This window comes from Yersinia sp. 2540 StPb PI (assembly GCF_052217165.1).
GTDB lineage: Bacteria > Pseudomonadota > Gammaproteobacteria > Enterobacterales > Enterobacteriaceae > Yersinia > Yersinia enterocolitica_E.
Window position 1 is genome coordinate 4,746,796 of sequence record NZ_JAZGQC010000001.1, and the last position, 19,177, is coordinate 4,765,972.

Sequence of the window (19,177 nt, forward strand, 5' to 3'; positions counted from 1 at the left end):
TTATCCTATTGAACAATCTGGCGCACTGGAGATAACCTGGCATCCACACTCACAATGGCAACCATCAACGACAATAGCTTTGCCGTCAGAAGCCCATTCAGATGAACCTTCTATAATGGCATTGACGCCATGCCCTGTTTGAGGACAGCTAATCATGTCGCCCATCAGTGCCACTTTTTTGCCATTCACGACCATGCTTGATGTTGCAGAAATAACTTCACCACCGTGCGTTGTTTTATCGCCTAATAATACAAATCCCTTGGACATTTGGTTTCCCTTAACTTTCATTCATATCGAGATAACAACAAACTGTGCACATCTAAAATAATGGGTGAGGCGGATAGATAGTCGCGCCATAAACCAGGAAACAACTTAAGATAATAAAGTTTATGGGCACTAAAAATAGGAAATTAATTCTATAAAAAACACATAAAAATATAATAACTCATCGTAATGATTGAAGCTTCTTAAAATCAGGGAAGTATGGGGAAGAGGTCACAACCCCATCAGGATATGTAACCTCAAAATACTCACCAACTTTTTGCTTATCAGGCTCCATCGCATTAACAATTAAATTAGAATGAATAACTGGATAAAAAAACACTTTATCCGCTTCATGCATTTTATATATAAAATCAGTTCCCTTTACTATAGATAGTGTTTTAGATTTATCCTTTATTCGATAGGTTGTCATCATTGGATAATAATCACCACTAATAACCAACTCTTTATATACATCTTTATAATAACCACTAACCCTTTGAGGTTCCATTTCATCAAATGTAATTATTTCGTTTATCGGTATATTCGTGATATCACCATTTTCAAATAAAGAATTTTTTTTATATTTAATTCCAATTGTGACATTACTTAATTTCCACTGACAGTTTCCACCACCATCGAAAGGGACCTGTGATTCAAAAAGGTCACTATTTTCTACCTGTTTAAGATTAACTTCAGTAAAATGAAATCCAGGGACTTCATAACTTTCGCCATTAGCATTACTTCGTTTCTTAAGACATTTAGTCGAACGGTACATCACGCCTAGCGGGAGTGCATCTATTTCATGCGGGATTTTCACCGTAACAGAAACACTCTTCCCGTTCAGCGGAGGAGACAAACCTTCATCCTTTTCACAACCAGATAACAAAACTGGCACCATCAACAGACTGTACTTAATCAGCTTTTTCAATTTCTTCCTCCGCAACGTTCTTAAACCGAGTGAGTGCATTTTTCCACGTATCATCTGACTCTGATATTAACAATGTAGCAGGTAGCATATCTTGTAACGAAAGGAAAAGACGGTTCCTGCTTACTTCATTTTTAGAAGTATTACTCTCTGGACTTATTGCTTGATTAAGTTTTTCTGCGAAAAGCTGTCTTTTTCTCTTTCTTTCCAAAGAACGATTAGTATCTATTAATTCGATAAGTTGATTATTGACAAAAGGCATATACTGGCTTGACATTAAGTGATTCATTGGATTAGTTAATGAATCGAGGTTAGGGTTGCTGTTCTTCGGAAAATGATGATTAAGACTGCTGGGGTCTAAACAATGTATAAATGTTTTTTGTTCTTCTTCCGACAAACAAGAAACACTTTCACTCAATGACGGTACAAGATAAAGCTTTGCTATACTTTTACTTTTATATGCAACAGTGATATTAGGGGAACGACTACTACCGCCACCAATCCAAAGAATAGGTTGTTTTTGCGACTGAGTTACCGACTGCTCCGCTTTAAAAAAGACCACAACATTACCGTGATGCCAATAAGGGTCACCAAATTTCACTCCCCCTGCCTGTAGTTGAATCTCAATAAGAGATAATCGAAATCCTAATAGAGTACCGAGCGGGCCCCATAGATCATACAACGCATTATCAAGCTCAGCTTCTGGTGGAACACTGGTAACCGAGTCTGAATCATTCACATGCCGGTAATGGGTAATACCCTGCAAAGATGAAATAGCCATTGCAGTGAAAGTACGAGGCATTCCATAAGTGTAAATAACAGGGTTATAGTTTTTCAGTGTTGCCGCATGTATAAGTGTTAATGCCCCACCAAGGCTATGACCACAGATAAAAAGCTCTCGTCCAGCCAATTTCTGTGTAATATCAGTAAATTTATCAGAGAATTTTTGTTGTGCTCGTTCAAAAGCATTCAGAAAACCTTTATGAGCACGTCCTATGGCAACTACTGCAGGACAAGGTATTGGACGAAACGTAGCATCTGTACTGATATCGCCAAATTTTGTGGGTTCAGTCCCTCGCCAGGCAATCAAAATCTGCTTCTGGTTACTGATATAAAATAATTGAGTGTCACCATCCGATGAATCCCCAACACTAGTATCCAGAAATGTAGGATTAACATAACGTTCACTGAACGGGACATCAATTATGACAGGGTGATATAACAACTGTGGAACCTGAGATAAATCCAGACATTGATGATTGAAAAATTTATTAATCTTATCACTGCCTGAATAGGCAAAGTCAGCCATCAGACCTAAATTCATAGCATTGACTATCGAATATTCTTTTGTGTGGTGTAACAGCAAACTCCAGGCCCTAAAAGGACAAATCTTAATAAGTATACGTGTATTAAAATACATATTGGAAATCAATAACCCAGAGAAATCAGGATCAGGAAAATGGAATTTAGGTAGTTTGGTATCTGCCCACTCCGGAATGTTGGGTGCTTTATCACAAAGCTGGCCTATTACAGTATAATAACAAATACACCCACTTTCTTTATCCACATTTATTGGAGCCATTTTCATTTGATACGCACTTACTCGCTCAAGACTCAATAGCCGTTTTTCCATTTCATCTGCGAGAGGTTGGGCCTCAATAAACAGTGTTAGGTCAAGATGGTGTAAACCCTCAATACGTATAATGCCACTGGCATCACTATTGCCAGTATACTCTTTCACATGCTCACTTTTGGTCGCATCATTAATGGCCCGATACGGCATATTAGCGACAGGCTTATTCATCTCATCCAGTAATTGGAATTCAACCCAACTTGTTTGGTTTTTTGCGCTGAGTGATACGATCTTACTTTCTTCTTTTATTGAAGTATTATGTTCTTTATTACTCACCTGTTAACCTCTTTTATTAGTCCTGAATTATATCTTATTAACAAAGAAATCCACTACGGGTTCCTTTTATTTTTCCATAAATAAGCACTATAAAAAACACCGACTAATAAAAAAGTTCATTAAATAACCTTCTTCTTATAGTGAGCAATCCAATATCCTTTATCTCCCGATGAATATATAAATTAATTTCTCTACTTCTCAGTAGGCTGGATAAATTGAACCATCAGAAATCATTGAGTCATCAGGCCTATTTTAACCTTTCCTTTAGCTCCATCTCGTTATCATAAGAAAATATTTTGGCGCTAACTTTAAGTTATTACCGTTAACACTTTCAAACTACCCATTGTGGGAAGTCACATCATCCGACGCTATCGTTGTCCCACTGCTGTGCCTGGTATTAGTTCTTTCCCCAGATGCTTCGCATCAATGTATTCTATCCCTAAATTAAACTCACTCAATTTCCATTGGCATGTCACCCACCTATCATGCTATTTTCTCTTGAGAGACATCATTATTAATTTTTTTGTATTAATGCATTCAATAAATAATAAGTGAGAAGTAGATTAGATTGAACTCAATTTCTCAAAGTCAGGAGTAACTTCACCATTCGATGTAACGCTTCCATCTGGATATTCTATGTGAAAGAAATTACCCACACCTCTGTTCTTTGGCCCAATTTTTTTAACAATTTTAGACTCATCCAAGATGGGAGATAATTTTATGTTTACATTCTCATTATTAATAATATTAATTCTATAAGATTCAAAAGCCTCTTTCCCTAGCAAGGACAGTTGAGTAATTTCGCTAGGAAGATACTTTTTGGTAATTATTGGATAATAGGTCGGCGTTAGTGATAAGGGATTTGTAGTAAGTATATAGTCGCCATTTTTCGCCCCTTCATCATCAAATGCAACTTCAATACCAACGGCTGTTCCTATCTGGCCTCCACCATTTTTAATGAGATGCTCTGTTCTGGAATATTGGATACCTAATGTCACTTTACTTAATCGCCATTTACATTGTCCACCGCCATCCATTGGAATTTGACTTCGATAGTTACCTGAGGTTTTATCAATCTCCATATTAATATTACGAGCCTGCGTACCTTTTAGTTGATACAACTTCATATCTACGTTGTATCGTTCTTTTTTGCATTCATCAGAAGTGTAAAATGCAACTAATGGAAAAGCCTCGGTATTGTTTGGTGCCTTAATTTCAACATCTACCCATTGATTATCACTCGGTGGTGAAATTGAATTATTTCTTTCCACGCAACCACTAAGTAATATAACTAACAACACAAAAAAACAAAGATGCAATTTTTTAAAGCTCATCATTAAGACGATACCTAAACTACTTAATTTTAATTTACTCATACTATTCAGCATCCTTTTTGCCATAAGCCGCAAAACGTTCGAGCGCTTCTGTTCCTCCACTCATAAATTTGGTTACCGTTAATGCCTGCGGCAGTAAATCCTCTAGGGACAAAAATAGGCCGTTCAATAAATAGTAAATGAGCAGTAAATTACATTGAACTCAACTTCTCAAAATCAGGAGTTACTTCACCATTAGATGTGACGCTTCCGTCGGGATATTCTATGTGAAAGAAATTACCCACACCTCTGTTCTTTGGCCCAATTTTTTTAACAATTTTAGACTCATCCAAGATGGGAGATAATTTTATGTTTATATTCTCATTATTAATAATATTAATTCTATAAGATTCAAAAGCCTCTTTCCCTAGCAAGGACAGTTGAGTAATTTCGCTAGGAAGATACTTTTTGGTAATTATTGGATAATAGGTCGGCGTTAGTGATAAGGGATTTGTAGTAAGTATATAGTCGCCATTTTTCGCCCCTTCATCATCAAATGCAACTTCAATACCAACGGCTGTTCCTATCTGGCCTCCACCATTTTTAATGAGATGCTCTGTTCTGGAATATTGGATACCTAATGTCACTTTACTTAATCGCCATTTACATTGTCCACCACCATCCATTGGAATTTGACTTCGATAGTTACCTGAGGTTTTATCAATCTCCATATTAATATTACGAGCCTGCGTACCTTTTAGTTGATACAACTTCATATCTACATTATATCGTTCTTTTTTGCATTCATCAGAAGTGTAAAATGCAACTAATGGAAAAGCCTCGGTATTGTTTGGTACCTTAATTTCAACATCTACCCATTGATTATCACTCGGTGGTGAAATTGAATTATTTTTTGCCACACAACCCGAAGTACATAGTAAAGATAAAAACAAGATATATATGTTATTGAATCTCATAGACCATCCTTTTTCAAACAATAACGTTGCATGGAAATATCACCTTCTGGTAAAGACCTGGTGATATCCAAAGTCGTAACGAGTAATTTATCAACGGCCAAGAAAGACTTATTTCTGTTATACTCAGATTGAGGTATATCATTTTTATACTTCTCCATTTGCAAAATAAAAACATCCTGTTCTTTTTTATAAACACCATCATTAGTTGTATAATATAACTCCAGCAATCTATCACCAATATATTCAGCATACTTTCCGGATGGATGGTCACCTCCGTTTAGTGCATTTTTAAGCTCTGGATTACCATGTTTTGGAAATAATTTATCTTTACTTTCTTTATCTATTTCTTGAATGAATTCTTGCTGATTATTTTTCGCATTTTCATCACTATGTGAGCTTAAGCAAGGAACCAAAAATAATTTCGCCTTCTCTGGAAGGCGCTTTCTAATTTTAATTTTAGCACGTGGACTTCGTTCTTCCAACCACTCCAAAACTGACTCTGCCTTGAAAAAGTGCACAACTTCACCATGATGACAAAAAACCTCACTCCCAATCGGGACTAAAGTCTTGACAACAGACCAACTATAACCAAAAACATATCCTAATGGCCCCCATAATTTATAGAAATGATTATCTAATTCTCGCTCTGGAGGTACCGAGGGAACTGCATCATTCTCATTAATATGCCTATAGTGAGGTATCCCCTTTAATTCCCCCATAGCACTCAAAGTAAAAGTACGAGGCATTCCATAAGTATATAATATAGGTTTGTAATCAATGAGTTTAGCTGCGTGTATTAAGGCCAGCGCACCACCTAAACTATGCCCACAAATATATACCCTCCTACCCGCCAAAAGTTCGACTAATCGTTCAACATTCTCTTTAATTTTAGTATTATCGCTGCCATTTATAACCTGAAACGCATCTAAAAATCCCTGGTGTACTAATCCATTACTAACAATCCCACTACAAGGTATTTTTATATCACAAGTTAGATTAATAGGTTTATAAGTAACATCTGTTACAACATCTAATAAACTGGCAGTGCCACGCCAAGCTACAATAATCTCAACATTATTAGCTGCAAAAAATAATTGTGTATCCTTTTTTGCCTCAGCCCCCTGACTCGAATCTATAAATTCAACATCAGTATAACGCTGGTGAAAAGGCACATCTTTAACAATAGGCTGAAATTTCTTATCATTTACTTGATACGGTACGCAAGCTAGCTCTAGCATTTGCTGGTTAAAAAAATGTGTTATAGACCCCGTTGCTTGCCCATCACCATTAGTATCGTAATCTGCATAAGATAATATTGACATCAATACCAGATTATAAGCATTCACCACCGAGTAGTCGGGTATATGATGCAAAACTAAAGACCATGCCCGGAAAGGACAAATTTCCAAAACATGGCGGCAATTCAATTTTTTTACCGTCAAACCGGTAAACCGAGTATCTGGGAAGTGATATGCTGGCGGTTTCTTTTTATCTTCCCAATTAGGGGTAATAGTCGGTAATTTATCGCACAATTTCCCAATAGTAATGTACTGGTACTCATACTCTTCTTGTTGTGCTAATTTTTTAACCGTTGAATATTTTTCTTCCCTACCGACACGCAGCGATCGAGTCTCCATTTCATCTGCGAGAGGTTGGGCCTCAATAAACAGTGTCAGGTCAAGATGGTGTAAACCCTCAATACGTATAATACCACTGGCATCACTATTGCCAGTATACTCGTTCACATGACCACTTCTGGTCGCATCATTAATGGCCCGATACGGCATATTAGCGACTGGATTATTCATCTCATCCAGTAATTGGAATTCAACCCAACTTGTTTGGTTTTTTGCGCTGAGTGATACGATCTTACTTTCTTCTTTTATTGAAGTATTATGTTCTTTATTACTCACCTGCTCACCTCTTTTATTAGTCTTGAGTTATCTTTTCTCAACAAAGAAATTCCCTTACGGGTTCTTTTTCTTCTTCCATAAATAAGTACTATAAAAAACACCAACTAATAAAAAACAGCTTGGCAGCAACAATTGGATTAAAAAACCCATATAAAATGCAGCTTTAGTTTCCCCCTCATAGTGTCCTTGTAGGATAAAACCTTCATAGACATGATAAAGATATGATGAAAAGCCAGTAATAATGAAGATAAAAAACAAGGTTAAAGAAAGTAAAATATAAATAGATAGAAGAAAAAACTTTCTTTTCATAGAATCTCCCAGAACAAGACTTTGGTTGATTTCCTTAGGTCGGACATTGACAGGTAACTTTCAGATGCCTGAGGAAAGGTTCTTCTTGCCCAAGTAGATAACCATCCCAGGCTGGCTAATTTATTGTTTTTCCATAAATCGATATGGTCACCGGTAGGGGATTTCTCACCAGAGCGTAACCAATAATCTTGGAAAAAGATGAGGCCTGTTTTATCAGACACAGCATCTTCATAGGTTTTTCCCGTCAATTCCAGTGGTTTTTTGCCTCCTGCGAAAGGAAGTATTTTCTGGCTTTTAAGATAATCACTCAGTTCCTGCGCACGGATAGCATGAATTCCTTTTCCTGTACTGTCCGGTGTGGGGCAATTCCAACATCGGGCTCCTTTAAAACTTTTCATCAATATGCCACACTGATACAAAGCTTGACTGACATTTATTGCACAGTGATCTGAAAATATATCGTCTTTCGACTTGGGATCAATATGTTTGATCGTACTTGAAGGGTAAGCCGACCATAGCTCATCAAAGTAGACAGATTTAATTTTGACATCCTGGACAGAACCCGTTTTATTATTGGGTTTTACGACTGTTTTCTGATTCATTTATGCATCCTTCTCTATCCGAGCAAGAGCTTCATCGCCCCAAAGTACGGTTATTTCCGATTGGCCCTGAGTCACCATCCGTTCAGTCAATCCTTGAGCATCGGTAAATCCCGAGTAAACCTGTCCATCTTGCGATTTTGCATAGTAAGCATATTCCACCAGTGGCTCTCCCGTTGACTCATCAATCGCTCTTAATTGCTCATCCAGTGATTCATCTGGAGAATCGATGGTCAATGGCATTGGCGTGGTGGTAAAGATTTTGGCTGTTTTTCCTTCAATATCAGTCGTTCCTGAGTAAACATCCCCTGCGCTAGTTGTTATCTGATAGCGGGTAAAAGGTAAAGCTTCCCCGGTTTTTTCATCTGTAAGGGCATAACTGCCCCCAAAACCACGAGGAAATACTTTAGGTGCTACATTCAGACTTGCCGCGCCCATCTTCTGTACATTGGCCGACTTCAACAAGATATTACCCGGACAACCCAGTTCAATATTCCCACCGCTGAGTTTGATATATGCTCCACCACAAGTCAGCACTAACTCACTGTTCGCCGATATTTCTACTTTCCCTTCAGCACTACGGATTTCGATATCTTTCTGCGCCGTCGCTAAGATGGCATCACTCTGCGCCTGTACTTCTATCTTGCCCTTGCCCGTAAACAGTTTCATGCCCTGTCCTTGCGCAAATAGACTCACCGCGTCACTCGCCGCCACAGTGAACGACTTGCCCGCGCTGATATCTGTGTTGTGCCCTGACATCACACCGACACTTTCACCACCCGAGGCTATCCGTACTGCTTTTGGACTCACTATCCCCATACCTTCCGGGGCATGTAGTAACATCCCTGCCGCGCTCAGTTCGTTCAGCGATTTATTCAACTGCTGTTGGCTGGCAATATCTCCTTCATGTGCTTGCGCGGTTTGCACTGCTTGCGACAGGCTTCTCGCCAGCGACAACGCCGCCTCCAGTTGGCTTATCGCCTCACTCATATCCAGCATCTCCCCCCCAGCAGACGGCTGTTTATCCGCACTGATAAACACCCCTTTGCCCCCACGTACCGCTACCCAATCATCGGTACGCAGCTCGGCACCTTCGCCCCGTAGATTGCGCTGGGCATCTACATTGTGCCCGAGGTTCAATTGGGTCTTGCCGCCGTACTCGGTGCTGAGCTTGATGTGCTCTTCGCCGCGTTTGTCTTCCATGCGTAGCTTGTTGAAAGCAGGGGTACGGATCACGTTGCGGGTGTTATTTTTTTCGGTTACATGGTCGGTATGACGAGAGTCATGCAGGGCATGGGCGATATACGGGCGGTCTGGGTCACCGTCGTGAAACGCGATGGCCACTTCGGTGCCCTGTATCAGCGGGAAGTGAATGCCATACACATCACCACCGTAAGGTTTGGCGAGTCGCACCGGCATACTCTCCTGACCTTGTGCTTTATCGTCCTGGTCTGCATCAAATTTCACCCGATACAAACCGGAGGTATCCTGCCAGGCATAGATATCGTTGGCCTTCGCGCTGGTCACCCGCGCCATCATGGTGCCGCTGACTTTTGGACGGGGCAGCAATGCCGGGCGCCAGCACAGAGTTTCACTGTAGGGTACCGCCATCCAGTTCACCACTAATGCATCCTTGCGGCTGGCACTAAAAAAGGTGCCGGTGATGACGATGCCGTTGTCCATAACGGTGGGAAGCGTCGGAACAATGACAGTTTCGGTTATCGTCAGTACCTGCCCTGGGCTGAGGGTAGCATCATTACCCAAGCCAACAATCGTTGTCTGTGCTGATAAAAAGCGCTCATGGTCGAGGCGTGCCAGGAAATTGGCGGTTTCAGCAGTGGGGTCGATTTTATCGCCGGTATCCAGATGGCGAGGTTTGTAGTGATACACGTCACCGTAGGTCACCCCTTCACTCTCGCCGCGTGTCATATCGGTTCTGCCAGACTGAAGTATTTTCTGTGCTTCACGGTGGTTATAATCTTTGGTGGTCACGTTAGCCTGCACCACATTGTGCTGCACACTCACGCCCCAAACCGACTCTGCACCACTGTCACTCATGCCTGACGGGCTGTTCAACGGCAGGTCTTTACCAAACTTATAGGCACTCTGCTTATCAGCGAAGTGCACCACTTCAGTCTGGGTGTCCGACTGCAAGCTGAAGAAGTAAAATATCCCCATCTCTGAGAGCAACCGCTCAATAAATTCCAGGTCGCTTTCCTGGTACTGGTTTATTTGTTCACGTTTCGGATAGGTCTGTTTCAGGACAAACTCATATTCCCAGTCCTTAAAGCCATGCTCCTGAAGTATCTGCTCCACCACTTCCGGTACCGATTTGTTGACAAAGAAACGGTGGGTGCGGAATTGATTACGCAGCAGTGCCAGAAATGGTGATAGCGTTATCTGGTACACGGCCTGGTCTTTTGAGCCACTGACCCGCTCAAAACTCGTCACTACCCCATGCACCACCTTTTGCTCCGAGAGGCTCTGCAACAAACCAGCCCCCATTGTCAAACTAGCTGGTTTACGCAGCAACTGACTGGCATCAATGTCTTTGTCAGTACTGGTGAAATGAACTGTGTAGCAATACAATTCACTCATCGCTTCCGTCCCCACAAAATCCTCCACATCCAGAGGAGAGGAGCAGGAAGGAATATCAAGGCGGTAACGATTCAGGGTGGTTTTGGTGATAGCTGACAGCGTATTTTGAAGCGTATCAATAATACTCATGGGTTTTACTCCGTGGTAACAACCTGTATTCCATGGGTTTGCACACCGCATAGCCAGTTAACAGCCGACAGGTTTATTTGAAGGGGGAGGTTATTTCCGGTTCAGTTATAGAGCCAATGTCCAGCTTTGGCTGATTCAATAAACATCCCAACCGTTAATGGTATTTTGTTTTGATTAAGGGCTTTTCGTGAAAATACGGATTTAACCTTCCAGGGGTAATAGTTACTGAGAGAAAATCCGGCGGGCTGAACATTAAAATGTGAGAAAAATTTTTCTGTCATCTCAGCGACATCATCTGCTTCATGCAGATTCTGTAAGGGGGTATCATCGTCAATATCAATTTTTTTCATGAACAGGCTGGTCACCAGCGGTAGCTCGCTTTTGACAAATTTTCTGACGCTGTCTTCGATTGTCATGTTCACCAGATTTTATCCTCCGGTCGCGCGATGGTGTTATACCTGCTTACGGTTTTGAAACTGATCGTGGCCACATCAGTCGCCAGTATAATCCATCCTAAAACGGGAACTGCTCTTCCTGCAAATGCCCCCAGATTATTAACCCAAAACACCTTGACGCCGCTTAACGAAAAGGATTTTTTTGTCAATGTTGGTAAGACGCGTTTTTTGAATTTGTAGCTGAGATGCTTGCGGAAAAAAAGTGACGCATGCGACGTACCTTTCGTTGCTGTATTGGGTTTTCCAGGTACGTCGACACTATTATTACCGAGGATCACAAAAGCCACGCCAATGATATCTTTGATGCCCAGTTGATTTTCAGTTTCATCCACCAATATCCAAAACAGCAACTCATAAGCCGTCAGATTATTTAATCCATTAAAAAAATAAGTACCGTTAAGTTCTTCAACCGTATCCATAGGTATAATTCTCCTGGGCAATAAACGAGCAGCGCTGGCTACGTCCCCTATCTTTTAGGGGTTAATATTTTCTTGGTTAGACAACGTTGAACCCTTAGTCACCAAACCCCAAGGTGATCCCTTCGGCTTCATCCCAGCCCAAGGTCAGCGAGGTGGTGCGCTGTTGCTCGCTCATACGGCTCAGCAGTTGTTGGCTCAATACCGGTAAAATCTGCTGATTCAGCAGGCTGTCGATGTTGCGCGCACCGGTGTCCGGCAGCAGGCAGGCGGCAACCAGCTGGTCGTACAGGCTTTCCTCTATCGTGCAGTGCAGGCCGTAATGTTTGTTCAGGCGTTTAGCGACCTGTGCCAGTTTCATCTCGACGATGGTACGCAACGCGGCGGCGTCCAGTGGCCGGTAGATCAGGGTCTGGAAGCGGGCTAATAGCGCGGGCTGGAAGTGGTCGCGCAGGATCGGGCGCAGCAGTTCGTGCAGATCGCTATGGGTCGCTTCCGGTTGTTCATCCAGTAACTGCATCAGATGATCACTGCCTAAATTGGCCGTCATTAGGATCACGGTGTTACGAAAATCAATTTCGCGCCCTTCACCGTCGCGCATAAAGCCACGGTCAAATACCTGATAGAACAGGTTAATGACATCGGCGTGCGCTTTCTCAACTTCGTCAAGCAGCACCACGCTGTACGGGCGCTTGCGCACCGCCTCGGTCAGAATGCCACCCTGACCGTAACCGACATAACCCGGTGGCGAACCTTTCAACTGGGAAACGGTGTGCGCTTCCTGATATTCGGACATGTTGATGGTGATCAGCGATTTCTCACCACCGAACAGTGTGTCGGCCAGTGCCAGCGCAGTTTCGGTTTTGCCCACCCCACTGGGGCCAACCAGCAGGAATACTCCCAGCGGGCCATTTTCGGACGTCAGGCCGGTTTTGGCGGCGCGCAGGCGTTGTGCCATCTCAACCAGCGCCGTATCCTGACCGACCACCCGGGTCGCGAGGTGGTTTTCCAATTGCAATAAATCGGTCTGCTCGTCTTTCAGCAGGCTGCTCAACGGCACGCCGGTCCAGTCAGCGATAACCGTTGCCACCGTGCGCACATCAACATCCAGCGACAGCAGCGGCGCATTACCCTGAATCTGACTTAACTCTTCCTGCAACCTGGCCAGATGTGCCGCGTTGGCGATATCCTGACGCGCGTCGATAATCAGGGTGGTGAGACGTTGCTCTGCTGCATATTGCTGTTCAAGCGTTTGCTGCCCAACCACCAGTTCTGCGCGGCGTTGCTCTATCTCAGATAAGCGCGTTGAACCGATACTTGGCAGCAGGAGCAAGTCCTGTTCGATGGCCTGTTGCTCCATCGCCAATGCAGCCAGTTCGGCGTTAATTTCCATCAGCGCGACCGGTAGCGTGTCGATGCTCATGCGCACGCGGGCACCGGCGGTATCGAGCAGATCCACCGCTTTGTCCGGCAGTTGGCGGCCGGTCAGGAAGCGCCGCGACAGAGTCACCGCCGCAGTGATAGCAGAATCCAGAATATGCACCCCGTGGTGCTGGGCGTAGCGGCCCTTTAAGCCGCGCAGCATCAGGCTGGCTTTGGCGTCGTCCGGCTCGTCAACTTTCACCATCTGGAAGCGGCGCTCCAGTGCGGCATCACGCTCAAAATACTGCTTGTACTCCGACCAGGTGGTGGCAGCGATGGTGCGCAACTCGCCACGCGCCAGTGCCGGTTTCAGCAGGTTGGCCGCATCTGCGCCACCGGCCTGATTACCGGCACCGATGATGGTATGGGCTTCGTCGATAAACAGCAGCACCGGCGTCGGTGATTGTTGTACCGCCTCGATAACATTTTTCAGCCGCTGTTCGAACTCACCTTTGACCCCAGCCCCGGCTTGCAACAGGCCCAAGTCCAGGGTGCGCAGGCTAACGGTTTTTAAGCTGTCCGGTACGTTGCCCTCGGCAATACGCAGTGCCAGCCCTTCAACCAAGGCGGTTTTACCCACACCCGGTTCACCGACCAGAATCGGGTTATTTTTACGGCGGCGCGACAGGATGTCGACCATCTGGCGGATCTCGCTGTCGCGACCAAAAATCGGGTCAATCTGCCCGGTTTTCGCTTTGGCGGTGACGTCCAACGTAAATTTATCCAGCGCCGCTTGCAGGGCGTCATTCAACTGAGGCAGACCGCTGGCAGAGGTAGTGGTCGGGGCCTCATCGGTCAGATTGACCGGGCTGTCTGCCAGCGCCGCCGCCTGCTGCACCTCAGGGCGTTCATCGGATTGGCTGTCCAGCAGCGGTAGCAGGCGGTGTAACTGGGTAGTGCTTAAGCTGAGCAACGGCCAGGCGGCATCGGCGGCCAGTAATGATGGCGAATTTATCAGAGCAGATAACAGATGAACCGAGCGCACCGCATCGGCATCTTCCTGTAGCGACGCATCCAGCCAGGCACTTTTGATCAGTTGCTGTAACGCGGCAGACAACTGGGGTTTGCCCTGCACCGTGCGCGGCAACGTATCCAGATGGGCCAGCAACCCCTGCCACAGGCTGTCCATGTCCCACTCATAACGCCGGGCAATCACCGTGATATCGCCTTCACCCTGTTCCAGCAGTTTCAACAACCAATGTTCAACGGTTATCTCGGCATGGGCACGGGTCTGGCACAGGGTTGCAGCGCCGGCCAGTGCCTGCGCGCAATAGGGATTTAACCGACGTAATAAGTGTGCTGAATGCGTTGTCATAAATTCTCTTCCTTGTATGCGAAACCTAATACGTTAGCCGGTTTCAACTGGCGTTATTGTCGCCGTCAATTTGCACACGGACAGCGCCGAGCACTGCCCAAGTGCAAAAATGGCAAGTAAAATAGCCAGATGAAGCTGGCGTCGGGCACGCTACCGCCCATAGCCGTCAACCAAGGCCCATAAGGTCATCTGATAAAATGTGTGTGCGTTTGGCTGAATACCGATGCCCCGATACTGAGCTAAAAACACAAAAAGCAGACGGCGAACCGCCTGCTGCTGCGGGTTACCCTAAATAATTCGTGTTGCAGGCAGGCGGCAAGTGAACGAATCCCTGGGAGCATAGATAACTATGTGACCAGGGTGAGCGAACGTAGCCAACGCACCTGCGACGCGAAGAATGACGGTAATTACGCGGTAGTACGTTCGTTCCAGGAATCGGAATGAATGATGTTGCCGTCTTTGTAAGTCCAGGTGATTTTTTCGTAACGCAGCTCAATGGCTTCGAGGTGATTGTGTTTCTCTTTGGCCGGATCCTTGATGTCGTGCATCTTCGGTGCCACTTTCACCAGTTTCACGTTCTCAAGCTTGGTATTGAAATACTCCACTTCCTGACCCGCATCGTTAATGCGATACCATTTGAACTCAGCGGATTTCAGGGTCTGGCCGGTGGTTACCGCTTTGTACAGGTACGGGCTGGAAGAATCGATTTCCTTGGTGAACAGGAACGGGGTATGGATACGGGTGCCGGTCAGCTTGCCCGTGTTGTTGTCTGTCGGGATATACAGGTTATGTTCCTGTGCCACGATCTCAATGCTGCCTTCGCGATCTTTAACATCTACGGAACCTTTAATGTCCGCACCGCCATCATCTTTCAGCCACAGATATACTGGAATTGCCATGGGTTACTTCTCCATTTCTTGGGTTGATACGTCACTTTCATCCTGTGACGCTGTTTTTACGCCTGGCAGGCGACAGGCATCGGCCTGCGGTACCAGACTGATTTCGACACGGCGGTTGAGCGCACGGCCCGCTTCCGTATCGTTAGATTTCAGAGGACGACTCTGGCCATAACCCTGTACGGCAAAGCAGCTTTCCGGAATATCCCCGGTATCGCGCATCCAGTTGCGTACCGATTCCGCCCGCTTAAGCGACAGAGTCTGGTTGGACTTATCATCACCCGTGATATCGGTGTGACCCGCCACCACGATCAGCCAACCCGGTTTGGCTTTAATCCCGACCAGCGCATTGATAAGCACTTTGGTGGAGCCAGACTTGAGCATTGATTGCCCCACGTCAAACAGTGACAGGCTATCCAGACGGAGGGTTTTGGGCCCCTGAATAATTTGATTAATCACCGGTGGTGGCGGTGGAGGAGACGCCCAGCTATTGATAGCAATGTAAAGCGGAGCCCGCAGTCGCAGCCCCTGATACAATCCCAGAGACAAACGCATGGGTGCACCGCGACGTAACCAGTCATCCAGCAGATGTGCATCCGCCCGTAGTTGCTGTTGGGCCAGAGTTTTAGGGGCTGGAGGCGTGCCAGTGAGCCGGTTATACTGCGACAGATGATCATCAACGCTCTGGACCAGGCGCTGGTTATTGATGAAAGAGGCCAGCAGGGCAAACAGTAAAAATACCCCGCACAGCACGCCAGCCATCTGCCAAACCTGCATCAGGCGGGAGACGCCGCGGCGGCGAGGCAGATAAGGTAGCAGCACTTCTGGCAACGGCAGGCACTCTTGCTCAGGGGTCGCCACCGGCATCAGCGTAGTGACTCCATTGATGTGTGTCTGCCACAAATTGTTCTGACGCCCCGCGACCGGTGTAAAACAACAGCCCCATGCGCACAGGGTAAGTGCAGGGACATCTCCTTGCCGCTGTGTCAGGATGCTCAGGACATGTTCATCAAGCCAGGACAGAAGACTTTCCATCCAGAATACAGCGCTCAACCTTCCCTCACCGTTGCAGGACTCTTGAGGCTGGCTCCATTCAACCAGCGGTATGACGCCTGCCCCCACCTCCTGAACCTGAATGCCTTTTAGCCCCGGCGTGACCGTGTACCAGCGTTCTGCCTGCGCTGATGAGGATACCGGCGGTGAAAGCCAGGTACTCAGCCAGACCGGCGGGATCCCCGCAAGCCATCCTTTGCACTGCACGATGGCCCGTTGCCAGGCACGCAGGGATTGTGAAAAATCATCCCGGCTCTGATGTTGCTCCGGCACGATGGCCAGTAACACCGAGATCTGGGCAATCAGCGCCGGACGTTCCGCCGCCAGATGTTGCGCGAGTATCGGCAGTTGTTCTGGCAGTTGCACGGCCAGATACCAACCTTGACGCGTTTCACAAAAAGATGCCGAGGGGGAAAACAGGGCATCGCTGTCACCACAAACCAGTACCACCGCACCCTGAAAATCTTCAGGCGGCAGCGTTGAATCGGCAATGGATTGGTGAGCCACTTTATTGCGGTTGTGTTTGCGCCACTGAAAATAGCCTACTGCACCACAGAGGATGACAACCAGCATGCTCAGTACCACACGGCTGCCTGTGCCCAGCGGCCAGAAACCCAGGATAAGCCACAGTGCCAGGCAGGCCCCCAGCAGCAGCAGGAGTAACTGTGTTAATCCGCGCATCCGCTAGTGCATCCCTGTCAATTGAGACACCATGTGCGTCAGTCGGGTGGACAATGTGAACCACAGAGCAACCAGTATGACGACCCCCGCTCCCCAGGAGAACCAGTAGGTTTTGCGTCCAGAGCGCAGACGCAATGAGCGCGAGACCACCGGTGTTTCCTGTGAAGAGGCAAACGGTGGCACCAGCAAACTCAGCTTACGCACCACATCTTCTCTGCGCTCGTCACCCTGTTCGCGGTAACGACCGGCAAATCCCAAGGTTAGCGCACGGTAAAAACAGGTCAGCACCGCCGTATCCGGTGCCGGCTCCTGCAACACCGCGCGGATCCGCTCCCACAATTCTTCACCCGCATTCAAAGTATTAAAGTAGCGGGCCTGCAGCGGATCTTTCAGCCATTTGGTATAGCCACTGTCCTGTTTCTGACGGTTCAGGACGCTTTCATCCAGTAACGCACACTGGGTGTACAGCATATGGTCGCAGCTGATTTCGCTGAAACCGGCACGCGACAATGTCGCGCGCGCGTTGTCAATCCACTCACAGGCACGGCGATACAAAGCTTCTCCGTCCTCAACTTCCTGACCGTTACGCAACTGACTGACCATCAGCCAGCAGGGATAAAAGACCGCATCAACCACCGACGTATTTATTTTGCTCATGAGCGTAGCACCGCAAACAGTTCGAGTTTGACATCACCCAGCGAACCCGGGGTGTAGAAAGCACAGTTCCCCGCATCCAGCATGGCCTGCGCGGCTGCCCCCTTGAGGTCAAGGGCAAAGTACTGATTTTCCAGACGCAGCGGGATAGCAGCCGGAACATGAGACAGCGGTTTCATCGCCACACCGTTCAGCGCCACGTTGACCACGTCTGACACATCCTCAACACTGCCAGCCTTACACAACAGCGGGAACTGGGTTTGCAACAGATGGTTGGGGATCGAAGAACGAACAGAGAGATAGAAATCAGCCCCTTCGCGCAGGCGGGCATCATGCAATGAACCGGTCCAGAATTGGCCCTCGTGAGCCAGTTCAATCGCCACCATACGGGACGGCAGGCTGGCTTCGAGCAGGGCATCAAGCAAGGTGAACAGCGGCGGGAAAACCTGCTCTGGCGCGTCATGCTGATACAGCGGAATGTCTTCGGCTTTATGCTCAAGGGAAAATGTCAGCAGGCTACCGGCGAGGCGGACCAGTTCGCGATAGAACAGTTCGGGATGGCGGGAAGGCGTCTGATACAACTCCATCAGTACCGGCTCGGCACTGTTTAACGCATTCAGCAACCAGAACAACGACACATCGGCCACCGCAAAATCGGCCATCCGTTCGTTACTTTCACGGCGCATGGCCATCAGGCGACGCCGACGCGCCTGTAGACGGTGGACTAAATCCCCCAGTTCAGTCAGCACCACCTGACTGGCCGCCAGCGACAACATCGGGGGGATAAAACTCTCATCCTGCATCCACTGCCCCTGGGCATTGCGCATCAAGCGCACCACCGGACAGGTCAGATAAGCACTGTTTTCCTGATGAGCAAAACGCAGCGTGACCCCGTGGCGCATTATCGCCAGTTCAGTGCGCTCATGACCGGCAAGCTCCTGTACCGTGACCCATTCCTGCTGCCAGCGGCGAGGGCGCGCGCTGTCCTGACCATCATCCAGATTGCCACCATTGGCCGACAGCAACGGTAATGCCAGTACCACATCGACCACATCACGGTCTGATACCGCAGACAAATCACAGGCGGGAGGCAGGTTATCCGCCCGTTCAGAATCAATCAGCGTGCCATCAGGGAAGCGAACCACCAGTCGCAGCGCATTCAGGCGGGAAAGCGCCAACGACCCACGGTCAAATGCCGCATCAATGACCCCCCATGGGGATGCCAATGTCATATGTGCCACGCTGTCTGCTACATAGGCGTCCCAGCGGGCCTGTTGCTGGAATTGTTGTGGGGCCAAAAAGGCCCCGTCGTTCCATAACGGACGATAAATCTTCATGGGTACTTCCTT

General features: G+C 46.7%; 15 protein-coding genes. All 15 read right to left on the reverse strand.

The window, feature by feature from the left end:
• Positions 1–267, reverse strand: a complete 267-nt coding sequence (locus tag V1956_RS22280) for a PAAR domain-containing protein (RefSeq protein ID WP_038630853.1) — start codon at positions 265–267, stop codon at positions 1–3.
• A gap of 178 nt (positions 268–445) precedes the next feature.
• Complete coding sequence (locus V1956_RS22285; RefSeq protein WP_442825709.1) at positions 446–1,192, reverse strand: hypothetical protein; 747 nt, start codon at positions 1,190–1,192, stop codon at positions 446–448.
• Positions 1,176–3,098 carry a lipase family protein gene (locus V1956_RS22290; RefSeq protein ID WP_420075463.1) on the reverse strand — a complete coding sequence of 641 codons (1,923 nt, stop codon included), beginning with the start codon at positions 3,096–3,098 and terminating at the stop codon, positions 1,176–1,178. Before V1956_RS22290 ends, V1956_RS22285 begins: the two co-directional genes overlap by 17 nt.
• 563 nt (positions 3,099–3,661) lie before the next feature.
• On the reverse strand, positions 3,662–4,474 hold the full coding sequence (locus V1956_RS22295) for a hypothetical protein (RefSeq protein WP_442825710.1): 813 nt from the start codon (positions 4,472–4,474) through the stop codon (positions 3,662–3,664).
• Positions 4,475–4,623: 149 nt separating this feature from the next.
• The gene (locus V1956_RS22300; RefSeq protein WP_442825711.1) at positions 4,624–5,388 is read right to left on the reverse strand and encodes a hypothetical protein; all 765 of its coding nucleotides are present in this window, start codon (positions 5,386–5,388) and stop codon (positions 4,624–4,626) included.
• A complete protein-coding gene (locus V1956_RS22305; RefSeq protein WP_442825712.1) occupies positions 5,385–7,301 on the reverse strand; it encodes a lipase family protein in 1,917 nt (638 codons plus the stop codon). The genes V1956_RS22300 and V1956_RS22305 overlap by 4 nt, the downstream gene beginning before the upstream one ends.
• A 305-nt stretch (positions 7,302–7,606) precedes the next feature.
• Positions 7,607–8,212, reverse strand: coding sequence for a T6SS effector amidase Tae4 family protein (locus V1956_RS22310; RefSeq protein ID WP_053012729.1), 606 nt, complete (start codon positions 8,210–8,212; stop codon positions 7,607–7,609).
• A complete protein-coding gene (locus V1956_RS22315; RefSeq protein WP_038630842.1) occupies positions 8,213–10,936 on the reverse strand; it encodes a type VI secretion system Vgr family protein in 2,724 nt (907 codons plus the stop codon).
• A gap of 101 nt (positions 10,937–11,037) precedes the next feature.
• Positions 11,038–11,352, reverse strand: a complete 315-nt coding sequence (locus tag V1956_RS22320) for a DUF1493 family protein (protein ID WP_004877026.1) — start codon at positions 11,350–11,352, stop codon at positions 11,038–11,040.
• A gap of 2 nt (positions 11,353–11,354) precedes the next feature.
• Positions 11,355–11,810 carry an STM2901 family protein gene (locus V1956_RS22325; protein ID WP_038630837.1) on the reverse strand — a complete coding sequence of 152 codons (456 nt, stop codon included), beginning with the start codon at positions 11,808–11,810 and terminating at the stop codon, positions 11,355–11,357.
• Between the two features lie 94 nt (positions 11,811–11,904).
• Positions 11,905–14,544 (reverse strand): type VI secretion system ATPase TssH, encoded by a 2,640-nt coding sequence (gene tssH, locus V1956_RS22330; RefSeq protein ID WP_442825713.1) that lies wholly within the window; start codon positions 14,542–14,544, stop codon positions 11,905–11,907.
• 407 nt (positions 14,545–14,951) lie between these two features.
• Positions 14,952–15,443: a type VI secretion system effector Hcp gene (gene hcp / locus V1956_RS22335; RefSeq protein WP_004711812.1), complete on the reverse strand. Its 492-nt coding sequence runs from the start codon at positions 15,441–15,443 to the stop codon at positions 14,952–14,954.
• Positions 15,444–15,446: 3 nt separating this feature from the next.
• On the reverse strand, positions 15,447–17,174 hold the full coding sequence (locus tag V1956_RS22340) for an OmpA family protein (RefSeq protein ID WP_309477800.1): 1,728 nt from the start codon (positions 17,172–17,174) through the stop codon (positions 15,447–15,449).
• A gap of 3 nt (positions 17,175–17,177) precedes the next feature.
• Positions 17,178–17,831: a type VI secretion system protein TssL, short form gene (tssL, locus tag V1956_RS22345; RefSeq protein WP_004877018.1), complete on the reverse strand. Its 654-nt coding sequence runs from the start codon at positions 17,829–17,831 to the stop codon at positions 17,178–17,180.
• Positions 17,828–19,165 carry a type VI secretion system baseplate subunit TssK gene (gene tssK / locus V1956_RS22350; protein WP_050115944.1) on the reverse strand — a complete coding sequence of 446 codons (1,338 nt, stop codon included), beginning with the start codon at positions 19,163–19,165 and terminating at the stop codon, positions 17,828–17,830. Before tssK ends, tssL begins: the two co-directional genes overlap by 4 nt.
• Positions 19,166–19,177: the final 12 nt, after the last annotated feature.

Bases quoted from the DNA above. Each gene is read 5' to 3' on its own strand.
- tssL (WP_004877018.1), bottom strand. From the start codon at position 17,831: ATGAGCAAAATAAATACGTCGGTGGTTGATGCGGTCTTTTATCCCTGC.
- V1956_RS22300 (WP_442825711.1), bottom strand. From the start codon at position 5,388: ATGAGATTCAATAACATATATATCTTGTTTTTATCTTTACTATGTACT.
- tssK (WP_050115944.1), bottom strand. From the start codon at position 19,165: ATGAAGATTTATCGTCCGTTATGGAACGACGGGGCCTTTTTGGCCCCA.
- V1956_RS22315 (WP_038630842.1), bottom strand. From the start codon at position 10,936: ATGAGTATTATTGATACGCTTCAAAATACGCTGTCAGCTATCACCAAA.
- hcp (WP_004711812.1), bottom strand. From the start codon at position 15,443: ATGGCAATTCCAGTATATCTGTGGCTGAAAGATGATGGCGGTGCGGAC.
- V1956_RS22325 (WP_038630837.1), bottom strand. From the start codon at position 11,810: ATGGATACGGTTGAAGAACTTAACGGTACTTATTTTTTTAATGGATTA.
- V1956_RS22340 (WP_309477800.1), bottom strand. From the start codon at position 17,174: ATGCGCGGATTAACACAGTTACTCCTGCTGCTGCTGGGGGCCTGCCTG.
- V1956_RS22295 (WP_442825710.1), bottom strand. From the start codon at position 4,474: ATGAGTAAATTAAAATTAAGTAGTTTAGGTATCGTCTTAATGATGAGC.
- V1956_RS22280 (WP_038630853.1), bottom strand. From the start codon at position 267: ATGTCCAAGGGATTTGTATTATTAGGCGATAAAACAACGCACGGTGGT.
- V1956_RS22310 (WP_053012729.1), bottom strand. From the start codon at position 8,212: ATGAATCAGAAAACAGTCGTAAAACCCAATAATAAAACGGGTTCTGTC.
- tssH (WP_442825713.1), bottom strand. From the start codon at position 14,544: ATGACAACGCATTCAGCACACTTATTACGTCGGTTAAATCCCTATTGC.
- V1956_RS22320 (WP_004877026.1), bottom strand. From the start codon at position 11,352: ATGACAATCGAAGACAGCGTCAGAAAATTTGTCAAAAGCGAGCTACCG.